The organism is Monashia sp. NPDC004114, assembly GCF_053603855.1.
Genome location: NZ_JBSGGK010000005.1, coordinates 178,811 through 191,025, shown reverse-complemented (window position 1 = coordinate 191,025; position 12,215 = coordinate 178,811). Strand labels below are relative to the sequence as shown.

Genomic DNA, 12,215 nt, shown 5'->3' with positions numbered 1-12,215 from the left:
GCCCGGAGGCCGAAATCGGGACTGGCGCCGTCTCGTGCTGTGACCGCTCGGGGACCCGTCCGCCGTCGCCCCGCAGGTGGCGTCCACACCCCCTTGCCCGCGTATGCCGTTGTCCCCAGGTCGAGCTCGCGTGGCGGCGCGTGGGACGCCCCGTTCTTAACGTCGCCGTATGCCGTTCCGCCGCCTTCGCCCACCGACCGACCTGGAGCGCGTCGCGCGGATCCTTCGGGATCATCCGGTTGGTTCGGTCGCGGGTGAAGCAGCGGCAGTCGCTCGACCCGGCTCGGACATCGGCGGGCCTGTCGCACCCGGGCGAGACGGTGCTCCGGACGGGGGTGCTGCCGACGACGGCGACTCGGACCCGGCCTGGGTCGCCGACCTTCCAGAAGGGCCACGTGCCGCGCTCGCCGGCCGGCTGAGTCGCGCCATCGACGAGACCGGACCGAGGTCCGACGACGCCACCCGCCTCGACGCCGCCCTCAGACGGGCTCGGCGGCCAGCGTTCCTCACGGTGCCCGACAGCGTGCGCGACGGTCGCCGGTCGCTGTCGAGCACGGCGATCGTGGCCCTGGTCGCGCTCGCCGTCGCTGTCGGCTGTGCCTTCGTGCTCCGGGTGCTCTGGGCCGAGCGATCGGTCGGCCCGGCCGTCGCCCCCGGCGGCACCGGCTCCGTCGTCGTCGGAGGTACGCCGGTCGGTGCCGCGGCAGGTTCGAGCGCGCTCGGTCCCACGTCCGACGACATCCGTGCGACGGATCGCTTTGCGGTCAGTGCCTCGGCCCAGCCGTCGTCGTCCGGGCTGCCGTCGGCCGGTCCTGCCGGAGAGGTGGTGGTCGACGTCGTGGGGAGGGTTGCCCGCCCAGGTCTGGTCCGGCTGAGGCAGGGCGCTCGCGTTGCCGACGCGATCACGAGTGCTGGTGGCGCGAGCCGCGGGGCGGACCTCGGCGCGCTGAACCTGGCTCGTCTTCTGGTCGACGGCGAGCAGGTCCGGGTCCCGAAGGTCGGTGATGCCTCTGTGGCGGCCACCGGCTCAGCACCCGGTGGCTCGTCGCCGGGGCCCGGGGCCGCCGGGACCGCAGACGCGCCGGCCGTGAGCCTGAACTCCGCTGACCTGGCATCGCTCGACTCCCTGCCTGGAGTGGGTCCCGTTCTGGCGCAGCGCATCCTCGACTGGCGTGCAGCGCACGGTCGGTTCACGTCGATCGACGAGCTCGGCGAGGTCAGCGGGATCGGCGACAAGCTGATGGCACGGCTCCGGCCGCGGGTCACCCTGTGAGCAGCCGTCGCGCGATCCGCCGCTCCGTGGTCGAGCGCCGCTCCGTGGTCGAGCTGGCAGGTCGTGACCCCGTCCCGCGAGTGCGGCCGAAGGTCGACCGGAGGCTCGACCTTCGGCTGCTGCTCCCGGTCCTGGTCGCCTGGCCGGTACTTGGGTTCTGGGGTCTGCTCGCGCCGATCCCGCTCGTTGGCGCAGCGGGGCTGTGCGCGCTCGCGGCGGCATCGGCCATCCTGCTCACTGCCGGACGTGGAGTGCGGGGCGGTCGCTCAGGTCGTCGACGTCCACATGGTGCGGGTGCCGAACCGCAGGCGCGTCGACGGGTGGCCCGTATATCGGCCGTTGCGTCGTGGCTGCGTCCGGCCGCCGCGGTCCTCGCCGTCGTCGCCCTCCTGCTGGTGGCCGCGGTCGGCCACCGTTTGCTGCGATCCGTCGGCCCCGTGGAGGCGCTGGCGGAACAGCGGGCGGTGGTGACGATCGCCGCACACGTCGCTGGGCAGCCCCGGCCGGTCGCCCAGGGAGCCGGATCGGCCAGGCGGGCAACGTCGGTCGTCGTGCTCGAGGTCGAGCAGGTGCAGGGCCGCGGTGATCGCATGTCAGTCCAGACACCGGTGCTCGTCGTCGCCTCGGGCGAGCAGTGGGCCGCGCTCCGCTGGGACGAGCAGGTAGCGGCGGTCGTGCGGCTGGAGCCGGCCCAGCCGGGCGACGACGTCGTCGCGGTCGCACGACCGAAGGGAGCGATGCGAGTCACGAGCGCTCCGGGTGCTTTGTTCGCCGCGGCCGAGCTCGTCCGGAGCAGGTTCCTCGCCGCGACCGGCGCTGTCTGGTCCGACGCACGCGGCCTCGTCCCGGCTCTTGTCGTCGGTGACACGACGCGAACCCCTCCGGATCTGACCGAGGCGATGCAGGCGACCGGGCTCAGTCACCTCAGCGCCGTGTCTGGGAGCAACGTGACGCTCGTGCACGCGGCCGCGGTCGGGCTCTGTGGGCTCGTCGGGATCCGCAGGCGGTGGCGCGCACTCGTGTCTGTTGTCGTCCTGGCGGCCTTCGTCGTGCTGGCTCGCCCGGAGCCGAGCGTGGTGCGTGCCGCGGTGATGGGAGCCGTCGGCCTGGCCGGCCTGTCCATGTCCCGTCGACGGGCGGGCGTGCCCGCGCTGGCCGGGGCTGTGACCACCCTGCTCGTGTGGGATCCATGGCTGTCGCGGTCCTATGGCTTCGCACTCTCGAGCGTGGCGACGCTCGGGTTGCTCGTGTTCGCGAGGCCCTGGGGCCTGACGCTGGCCAGCTGGCTCCCGCGCCGTCTGGGCTGGCTGGGACCGGTGATCGCGGTGCCCGTGGCGGCGCAGGTGGTGTGTGCTCCGATCGTCGCGCCACTGCAGGGTTCGGTCTCGCTGGTCGCGATCATCGCGAACCTGCTGGCAGCGCCGTTCGTTGCGCCGGCCACGGTCCTCGGCGTCGCGGTCGCAGCCCTGTCCGTCGTCTCCGTCACCGCCGCCGGCTGGCTGGCGTGGGCCGCGGCCGCACCCGCCCAGGCCATCGCCGCCGTGGCGAGGTGGTGCGCGCAGGCGCCAGGCGGTGTCATCGGGTGGGGAGACTCCGCATGGGCCGCAGTCGCTCTCGCGCTCGTGACGACGGCGGTGATTGCGCTCGCACCCTGGGCCTGGCACCGCAGCCGGCACCGTCCGACCGTGGCGACCGCTGTCGTGCTCCTCACAGTCGGGTTCCTCGCGCCCACTGCTGCCATCGCCTGGCCGCCGCCCGGATGGGTGCTCATCGCGTGCGACGTCGGCCAGGGCGACGCACTGGTGGTGGACCTTGGGCAGGGACACGTCATCGTGGTCGACACCGGCCCCGAGCCCCGGCTCATCCGTGGATGTCTTGACCGAGTCGGGGCGACGTCGGTCGATCTCGTCGTCCTCACGCACTACCACGCCGATCATGCCGAGGGGTTTGCGGGCTTGCTGGATCGGCGTGTCGGCGAGGTCCTCGCATCACCGGTCCGCGACCCGCCCGCGGAAGCGGTGCACGTGGCGCGCCTCGCGGCCCAGGCACACGTGCGGGTCTCCGACCTCAGGGCTGGGCAGAGCTTCTCGGTCAGGGGAGTCACCGCCGACGTGTGGTGGCCCGCTCGTCGCATCGACGCCGGATCGGTGCCCAACAACGCGTCCATCGTGCTGACCATGCACGTCCGTGGTGTGACGCTGCTGCTCGCGGGTGACATCGAGCGAGAGGCGGCCGCGGAGGTTCTGCACGAGGTGGCGCTCGAGCCGGCCAGATGGGGGCATATCGATGTCCTCAAGGTCCCGCACCACGGGTCGAGCAACCGCGATGACCGGCTTCTCGACAGGGTGGAAGGCCGCCTGGCCCTCATCAGTGTCGGCAAGAACAACGACTACGGCCATCCGGCGCCGTCGACGCTGCACGCCCTCGAGTCACGGGGTTTCGAGGTTCACCGCACCGACCTCGAAGGCGACGTCGCTGTCGTCGAGGACGCCTCCGGCATACGTGCGCTGTCGCGGTGACGCACCGTGAACCGGCAGGCCGCACGCTCACCCCGCTCGACCGCGTTTGTGAGGGCGCTCACTCGACCGAGCGGGCTCGCTCTCCTGGTCGAGTGGGCGCTCCGTCCCACCCGGCCCAACCCGTCGGGCCGAGGTATGCCGCATGTCAGGGACCCCCGGCCCGCTCGCGTCGTGGAGGCCAGGGGACGAAACCGCTCGTCCGACGGACATAGTCGGCGTAACCGGGGCGCCGGTCGCCGATGTCCTTCTCCAGCAGCTTCTTCCCCGTCCCGCTGTAGAGGTTCCACGTCATGACGACGGGCGACAGGATCGTCAGCACGCCGGGCCAGGCGCTCGCGGCCACCAGGAAGAGTCCCGTCCACACGCAGGCGTCGCCGAAGTAGTTCGGGTGTCTCGTGTATCTCCACAGTCCCGTGTTCAGCACCGTGCCCGCCGTCGTCGGGTCGCCGCGGAATCGCGTGAGCTGAAGGTCGCCGATGGTCTCGAAGAGGAAGCCGACCACCCAGATCGCGACCCCGAGCCAGAGCACCCAACCGATCCCGCCCCGCTCGAACATGGCAACCTGCACCGGCATCGACACGAACCACATGACCGCACCTTGCGGCACATAGATGTGCCTGACGGCATAGGCCGTGCGGCCCTGCGGAGCGCGGGCCAGCATCGCCTCGTACCTCGGGTCCTCGCCTCGACCGCGCGAACGCAGCCAGACGTGCGCTGCCAGGCGCAGCCCCCAGACCGCGGTCAACAACAGGCTCGTCCACCGGCGCAGACCGTCGCCCGATCCCGACGACGTGCCGAAGGCGGTCACGGCGATGGCGACGAAGCCGAGCCCCCAGGCAACGTCGACGACGGCGTGCCGGCCGACCCGCAACGCGATGCCAAGGGTCACGCCCAGGACCACAGCCACAGCCAGCACCGTCAAGGGCAGCGTCCGACTGAACCCGCCCATATCGAACCCGGCACCGAGGCCCCCGCCATCGGCCGTGCTCAAGATGGCTCTGGGGACGGCGCCCGTACCGGCAGGAAAGGTCATCTGGACCGGACCATGGCCATGGCGCTGCGCCCGTCGCCGGTCGGGCGAATGGCGAGGATCTGGTCCACACCCATCCGACCCTCCTCGAAGGCCAGGGCGCCGCCGACGAGGTAGAGCCGCCAGACCCGCGCCACCTCGGGGCCCACGAGACTGACCACGCGGTCGAAGCAGCTCTCGAACGTCGCGTACCACGCCGAGACGGTCCGCACATAGTGCTCGCGCAGCGCATGCACGTCTCGCACCTCGAGGCCGGCGCGCTCGATCATCGCCACGGTGTCGCCGACCGGGCGCATCGACATGTCCGGGGCGATGAACGCCTCGATGAACGGACCGCCTCCCGGGCGGGTCGAACGCGACATCTGCTGCACCAGCACGCGACCGCCAGGACGCAACAGGCGACCGATCTGGCGTGAGAACTCGGGATAGTTGGCGTCGCCCACGTGCTCGCCCATCTCGATCGCGGACACGGTGTCGAACGGCCCGTCGGGCACTTCCCGGTAGTCCTGCAGGCGGATCTCCACCCGGCCTTCGAGCCCCCGCTCCCGGATGCGCCGGTCGGCGAACGCCTTCTGCTCGCTGGACACGGTCACCCCAACGACCGTCGCGCCGTAGCGTTCGGCCGCGTGCACGGCCAACGCCCCCCATCCGCAGCCGATGTCGAGGTGGCGGCTCCCGGGGCGCAGGTCGAGCTTGCGGCAGACCAGGTCGAGCTTGTCGTGCTGGGCGTCCACGAGCGTGTAGCCCGGGTCGTCGCTCGTCCAGTACGCGCACGAGTAGACGAGATCGGGGTCGAGGATGAGCGCGTAGAACTCGTTCGACAGGTTGTAGTGGTGCTCGATCGCCCTGCGGTCACGGGTGAGCGTGTGCAGGCGGCCCCGGAGACGTGCCTGTGACACCGGCGGTGGCGGAGGCCAGCCGAGGCCGCCGAGGTCGGCCGCTGTCCGCAGCGATCGCGCGACATCGGGCACCGACCTGGCGGCACGCGCCGCACGAGCGATCCCGCTCGCCGGGCGACGGCTCACGGGCGCAGACTCCCGCACGGCGCGACGGATCCGGCGGAAGCCGTCGAGCAGGTCTCCCTCGACGTCGAGCTCGCCGGTGACGTAGGCCTGCGCGATGCCCAGCTCCCCGGGGTGGCGCAGCACGCGCCGGAGCGCGGCCGGGTCTCGCACCACGACGGTCGGCGCGTCATCCGGCCCGGTGGCGCTGCCGTCCCAAGCACGGACGCGTACTGGCAGCGGATCGAGCCACGGGCTCACGAGCTCGGCGAGCCGCTCGGCGGCACTGGCTCGGTCGGCGGCAGCAGTGGACGCCCGGCCTTCGGTGGTGGTCATGGTTTCTCCGTCCGCAGTCCGACCACTCCGTCACGCCGACAAGCCGACTGCGGCCTCGCGGCGCGCATCGCCTGCGGCGACGAGTCCACGCTCCGCCAGCTCAGCCGCACCGACACCACCGAAATACATGTGCGGGCTCGGATAGACGTGTGAGACAAGGCCGCTCGCCTCGACGGCGGCTTCGAGCTCGTCCGACGGCTCGAGCTCGACTCGCGGCGAGCCGTCTTCGAGGAACCGCACATGGAGCCTCGGCGCGTCGACCGCTGCCTGAAGCGGTTCGCCCCGCAGCAGCACGCGAGCCAGCACCTGGAAGAGCGCGGTCGTGATCCGGTCCGCGCCCGGCGAGCCGATCGCGAGGGCGCCACCGGACGCGCTTCGAGCGGTCGTCGGCGCCATGTTCGACGCGAGTCGGGTCCCCGGCGGGACGGCGTGCAGGCCGAGGCGGTTGAGCTCCGGCTCACCGAGCGAGTTGTTGAGCAGGATGCCGGTACCGGGTATGACCATGCCGGCTCCGTACCCGCTCGACATCGTCACGGCACAGGCCGTGCCGTGTTCGTCGACCGCAGACACGTGGGCGGTCGATGCCGAGCTCGGCAGGCCAGCGAGTCCGTACCTCTCGACCGAGGTCAGCAGCGCGTGCCCGTCGGCGTGCAGGTCGCGCGACCGGTCATGCACGCCGAGGCGATAGGAGAGCACTCGCCGCTGGACGTCGATGACGTCCCTCCACGACCATTCGTCGCGCTTGGCCAGCTCGCCGAGCATGACCGCGAGCATGGGTCCACCTACCGACGGCGGAGGGTTGAAGGCCACGGTCCAGTCGCCGATGGCTCGCTTCGTCGGGGTGCGCAGGACCGCCTCGTATGCCGTCAGGTCGGCATGAGTGATCAGCCCCCCGTTCGCGGCCATGTCGTCAACGAGGACATGCGCCACGGCTCCGGTCGTGACGAGCGAGATCCCTTGTGCCGCAAGGAGGTCGAGAACGTCGGCGAGATCGATGTTGGTTGACGTCTCGCCGGGCTGGAGCGCACCGCCATCGGCTCCGGTCACGAGCGCGTGGGCCTCCGGGTCGTCGCCGAACAGGCTGTCGCGGACGATGCCGAGGTAGAGCGCTGCGGCGGCGCCGACCGGGTAACCCCGCCGGCATGCTCGGGCCGCGGGCTCCACCAAACGTCGCCAAGGAAGCCTCGCGTAGCGCTGGTGGGTGATCGAAAGGGCTTGCAGCGCACCCGAGTTCGCCACAGATCCGTGTCCGGCTCCAAGGTCGACACCGCCGCCGTAGTCGGTGTGGACCCGGCGTACACCGCGGCCGAAGGCGGCCTGATCCAGGCCGCGGCCGGGCATCTCGACGTTGCCGTCGATGACGACCGGGTCGGCGCCGGCCGGCCAGATGTTGACGAAGGCGCCACCCATGAGGCTGACGACACCGGGCTCGGTGCTCATCGCGGCGATGGCCGCCGCCACGGCGGCGTCCACGGCGTTGCCGCCCTCGGCAGCTGTCTCCAGCCCGGCCTCCAGCGCGACGGTTCCGGTGGCGGCGAGCGCGACCCGTGTCATGACGGCATTCTGGCCGAGATCGGCCCGCACGGCACGGACCGGCGGCGGGGACGGCATACGTCGTCGGAGCGAGCGCGACCTGCGGATCACCCGTCATCGGTCCCTGCGAGCGGCCCTACAGCGATCCGCCCCAGCCCTTGGGGGCGGCGGGCGAAACGCCCTCAGGCGCGCGCGGCGACGAGCTCGGCCGCCGAGACCCGCGGGTCGGCACCCGCGGCCTGGCAGAGCGCGTCGAGCGCGGCAGCGACGGCTGGCACCCGCTGCAGGTCCGGCGTGGTGACTGCGAGGATCTGCCGGCGGGAGGCGGGGGACAGGGGCAGCGTGGCGACGTGGTCGTGCTTGGCCGCGTTGAGGATGAGGTCGGGAACCAGCGCCACCCCGAGGCCGGCGGTCACGAGACCGAGCTGGGCGACGTAGTCCTCGGTCTCGAACGCGACGTTGGGTCGGAAACCCTCGTGGTCGGCCAGGGACAGGAGGTGGCCGCGGCATCGCGGACAGCCGGCGATCCACTCCTCGCCCGAGAAGTCGGAGAGCCGGGCTGTCCCAGCGTCCGCGAGCGGATGGGTCGCGGGGACGACGAGCCGCACCTCGTCGTCCATCAGACGGCGGGTGACGAGCAGAGACAGGTCCTCCTCGAGCTCGCCGAGGTCGGCGCCCTCGTAGGCGAACGCGACCGCGACGTCGCAGTCGCCGTTGCGCAGCGCCGCGAGCGACTCGGGCGGCTCAGCCTCGGTGAAGGTGACGGTGATGTCGGGGTGCTTGGCCTTGAGGATCGCCAGGGTCTTCGGCACGAGCGTGGCCGAGGAGCTGGGGAAGGCCTGGAGCCGCACGCGGCCGGCGCGCAGGCCGGCGATCGCGGTGATCTCCTCCTCGGCAGCGTCGAGCGCAGCGAGCACACCGACGGCGTGGCGGGCGAGGACCTGGCCGGCCTCGGTGAGTCGGACCTGCCGGCCGTAGCGCTCGACGAGCACGGTGCCCGTGCGCTGCTCGAGCCGGCGGACCATCTGCGAGATGGCGGGCTGGGTGAAGCCGAGCGCGTTGGCGGCGCTCGTGAAGCTTCCCTCGTCGGCAATGGCCTTCATGACCCTCAGGCCGGCAGCGTCGATCATGGACTCATCATAACCGATGATTATGCATTTCCCTGGTTCTCACACGTGGAGTGAGCGGAGACCGCGCCCTGAGGCGCGCTCAGTCCATCCGGAACCGCTCGGAGAGTGCGTAGCGGAGCAGGACGACGTCACCGATCTGGCGCACCTGGGCCAGGGTCGCCCGCCGGTCGGGGTTCCACGGGAAGCGCCCGTCGCCGACGAACCGACGGGCGCCCGAGTCGCCCACGAAGAAGGGCGCCACGACGAGCTGCAGCTCGTCCGCGAGGTCCGCGGTGAGCAGCTGCGTGTGCACCGTCCCGCCGCCCTCGACCATGAGCCGACGCACTCCACGGCGGTGCAGGTCCTCGCAGACATGCTTCATCCTTACGGGCTGTCCGCCGTCGACGACTGTTGCGACCGCCCCGAGGTCCTGCCGTGCCTCGGACAGTGAGCCCGTCGCGCAGTAGACCAGCCTGTCGACATCGCCTGCGGTGAAGAACCGTGCGGTGCATTCGAGACGCCCCGAGCCGGTGACGGTCACCTTGGTCGGCGAGGCCGGAAGCCCTCGCGCCACGCGGTCTGCCCGTCGGTCGGCCGACCGGACGAGCAGCCGAGGGTTGTCCTTCCGGATCGTCGTGGCGCCCACGAGGATCGCGTCGGACGCGGCCCGCTCGGCGTCGACCCGGTCGAAGTCCTCGTCGTTCGACAGCAGCAGACGCGTGGACGAGCACGTGTCGAGGTACCCGTCGATGGACATGCCACAGCTGAGCAGGGTGTAGGGGCGCTCAGCCATGCGCCGCCCTGGGGTGGTCGGGTGCTGCCGCGGCCTCGGAGGCCAGCGCGGGCACCCTGACCGCCTCGCGGCCTCGGCGTCTCCACCGGCCTGCAAGAAGCAGCCCGGCCCCCGGCAGGCTGGCCACGAGCACCATCACACCGTAGATCACCGCCACCGCGACGCCCTGGTTCACGCCCAGCCCGGCGGCACCGAACGCCCATGCCGTGGCCCCCTCACGGGGTCCCCAGCCGGCCAGGCTGAGCGGCACAGCCATCGCGAGCATGACCACAAGTCCGAGCGGCAGCAGGCGCGCCGGCGACACCGCGACCCCAGCGCTGTGCGCGGCGATCCCGAAGGTCATGACGTTCCCGGCCACTGCCCCGACCGACGCGAGGACAACGAGCACGGTATGCCGCCCGACCACCCCAGCGCGCAGGTCATCGACCACCGTGCGCACGATGCGCGAGAGCGCGGGGTGGCCCAGCTTGCTGCCGGCGAGCGCTGCGACCGCGAGCACGATCGCGGCCACGGCAAGGAGAAGGGCAGCGATCTGGACCGGGGCCCGCATGGGCGACGGCAGCCAGAGCACGGCGCCCAGGGCGACGATGACGAGGACGACCTGTCCGGCGGTCCGTTCCCAGACGACCGAGCGGAGCCCGCGCCCGAGATCGCCGGCGTCGCGGCCGTGGCGGACCCCTCGGCGAACGTCGCCGACGACGCCGCCGGGCAGCGTCACGTTGAGGAACTGGGAGCGGTAATACTCCGCGACGGCCGAGCGCAGGGGCAGGGACACGCCGAGCCCGCGGGCCACCAGCGCCCACCGCCAGGCGCAGCACAGGGTGGTCAGCGCTGCCAGGACGGCCGCCGCCGCCAGCGACCAGCCGTCCACGCGGCGCAGGGCATCGAGGAAGGGACCCGTGCCGATCCGCCAGGCCAGCACGCCGAGGATCGCGGCACCAGCCAGGGGCCGCAGCCACCACATCTCGCGACGCATGCTCCTCCGGCCTTCCGCTGTGGACGTCCCACCCGGAGGACGTCTACGACCCGCCACGGGTTCAGCACCCGCCGCGGGTTCAGCTGCGGCGGCGGCAGCCGCCACGCGCGCAGCCGCACACGTGTGCATCTCAGCCTGCCAGGCGCGCCAGGACGCTGGACACGCGATGAGCCGTGACGGTCCAGTCGGGCAGCATGCTTCGCCGCTCCCTGGCAGCCATGCGCAGCCGCTCTCGCAGAGCGGCGTCCGTCAACCACCACCGGACTCCGCGAGCGAGTGCTTCGGAGTCCTCCGGTCGCACGAGCAGTCCCGGCGTGGAGTCCGAGTCGGCGTGCGGGTCCGCGTGCGGGTTGACGTGGAGAGATCCCGGGCCACCGTCGAGCGGGGCGAGGTCCCGCCGCGCGCCGAGGGCCTCGGGCAGTCCACCCACGGCAGTTGCCAGCACAGGAAGCCCCCTCGCCAGCGCCTCGGTGACCACCATCCCGTATGTCTCGGCGCGCGAGGCGAGCACGACCAGGTCGGCGGCGGCATAGGCCCGGTCGAGGTCGACGCGGGAGAGGGGCCCGACGAGGCGCACTCGGTCGTCGAGGCCGAGTCTCGCTGCCTGCTGCCGAAGACCCGCGACGAAAAGCGGCTCGATCTCGAGCGAACCGGCGCACATGCAGCTCCAGGGCAGGTCGTCCACCCGGCCGAGTGCATCCACGAGCAGGTCGTGCCCCTTTCCCGGCGTGACGGCCGCGACGCAGAGCAGGCGACCGCCGCTGTCCGTGCCCGGCGCCACGTCGGCGCGGTCGACTCCGGGCACGGCGACATGCAGACGGTCGGCGTCGATCGCATAGAGCTCCTGCAGCCGCGCTCGGGTCCACTCGCTGGTGGTCACGATCCCCGCGGCCGTCGTGAGCACCTGACGCTCTCCGTCGTCGCTCGTGCCCTGCTGGCCGAACGGCATATGAACCAGGATCACGAGTCGTAGCCGATGTGCTTGCGGCACAAGCACATCCGAGCAACCTGACGCGACGAGGCCATCGACGAGGACAACTGCTCCCGTGGGCACCGCATCCAGCACACGGGCGAGCGCGGCGCGGGCCGCCTGGTCCGGGTGGGGCCACGTGCCCCCGACCAGGTGCTCTCGGACGGTCCAGCCGAGCGTGGCCAGCGCGTCACAGAGCCGACGGTCGTAGACGTTGCCGCCGCTGGGCCGGTCGGCGCGGTGGACCGTGTCCGGGAGGACGGCGTGAACGTCGGTCACAGCGGGCGGTCGTACGACGCCCACGCGACGTGCGACTCGTGGAGGGTCACGGCGATCTCGGTGACGTGATCCGCGGCCCGGCCCAGTCGGCCTCCGTGGACACGCTCTGCGAGCCGGTCGGCGACGAAGCGGGCCAGTGCCTCCGTCGTCGTGTTCGTGCCGGAGAGCTCGGGCAGCTCGTCGAGGTTGCGGTACGACAGGCCGGCCATGACCTCGTTCACCTGCTGGGTGGCAAGCCCGATGTCGACGAGGATGTTGTCGGGGTCGAGCTCGGAGCCGCGGAACGTCGCGTCGACGACGTATGTGGCGCCGTGGAGCTGTTGTGCGGGTCCGAAGACCTCCCCGCGGAAGCTGTGGGCGATCATCATGTGATCACGTACGGTCACGCTGAACATC

Annotated in this window: 10 protein-coding genes; 2 read left to right on the top strand and 8 right to left on the bottom strand. The window is 71.9% G+C overall.

Going from position 1 to position 12,215, the window contains the following annotated elements; translation table 11 throughout:
* Positions 1-169: 169 nt before the first annotated feature.
* On the top strand, positions 170-1,273 hold the full coding sequence (locus tag ACWEOW_RS09105; RefSeq protein ID WP_452268866.1) for a helix-hairpin-helix domain-containing protein: 1,104 nt from the start codon (positions 170-172) through the stop codon (positions 1,271-1,273).
* A complete protein-coding gene (locus tag ACWEOW_RS09100; RefSeq protein ID WP_452268865.1) occupies positions 1,270-3,792 on the top strand; it encodes a DNA internalization-related competence protein ComEC/Rec2 in 2,523 nt (840 codons plus the stop codon). Before ACWEOW_RS09105 ends, ACWEOW_RS09100 begins: the two co-directional genes overlap by 4 nt.
* A gap of 145 nt (positions 3,793-3,937) precedes the next feature.
* Here the strand turns inward: ACWEOW_RS09100 and ACWEOW_RS09095 are convergent, their stop codons facing one another.
* From ACWEOW_RS09095 to ACWEOW_RS09060, 8 genes are all read right to left on the bottom strand, one after another.
* The gene (locus tag ACWEOW_RS09095; RefSeq protein WP_452268864.1) at positions 3,938-4,699 is read right to left on the bottom strand and encodes a DUF1295 domain-containing protein; all 762 of its coding nucleotides are present in this window, start codon (positions 4,697-4,699) and stop codon (positions 3,938-3,940) included.
* Positions 4,700-4,821: 122 nt separating this feature from the next.
* Positions 4,822-6,159, bottom strand: a complete 1,338-nt coding sequence (locus tag ACWEOW_RS09090; protein WP_452268863.1) for a class I SAM-dependent methyltransferase — start codon at positions 6,157-6,159, stop codon at positions 4,822-4,824.
* 30 nt (positions 6,160-6,189) lie between these two features.
* Positions 6,190-7,713, bottom strand: a complete 1,524-nt coding sequence (locus tag ACWEOW_RS09085) for a gamma-glutamyltransferase (protein WP_452268862.1) — start codon at positions 7,711-7,713, stop codon at positions 6,190-6,192.
* Between the two features lie 161 nt (positions 7,714-7,874).
* Positions 7,875-8,822 carry a LysR family transcriptional regulator gene (locus ACWEOW_RS09080; protein ID WP_452268861.1) on the bottom strand — a complete coding sequence of 316 codons (948 nt, stop codon included), beginning with the start codon at positions 8,820-8,822 and terminating at the stop codon, positions 7,875-7,877.
* Between the two features lie 79 nt (positions 8,823-8,901).
* Positions 8,902-9,594 (bottom strand): RibD family protein, encoded by a 693-nt coding sequence (locus tag ACWEOW_RS09075; RefSeq protein WP_452268860.1) that lies wholly within the window; start codon positions 9,592-9,594, stop codon positions 8,902-8,904.
* A complete protein-coding gene (locus ACWEOW_RS09070) occupies positions 9,587-10,570 on the bottom strand; it encodes a lysylphosphatidylglycerol synthase transmembrane domain-containing protein (protein ID WP_452268859.1) in 984 nt (327 codons plus the stop codon). Before ACWEOW_RS09070 ends, ACWEOW_RS09075 begins: the two co-directional genes overlap by 8 nt.
* A gap of 130 nt (positions 10,571-10,700) precedes the next feature.
* Positions 10,701-11,819 carry a glycosyltransferase family 4 protein gene (locus ACWEOW_RS09065; protein ID WP_452268858.1) on the bottom strand — a complete coding sequence of 373 codons (1,119 nt, stop codon included), beginning with the start codon at positions 11,817-11,819 and terminating at the stop codon, positions 10,701-10,703.
* Positions 11,816-12,214 (bottom strand): 6-pyruvoyl trahydropterin synthase family protein, encoded by a 399-nt coding sequence (locus ACWEOW_RS09060; protein ID WP_452268857.1) that lies wholly within the window; start codon positions 12,212-12,214, stop codon positions 11,816-11,818. The genes ACWEOW_RS09065 and ACWEOW_RS09060 overlap by 4 nt, the downstream gene beginning before the upstream one ends.
* Position 12,215: the final 1 nt, after the last annotated feature.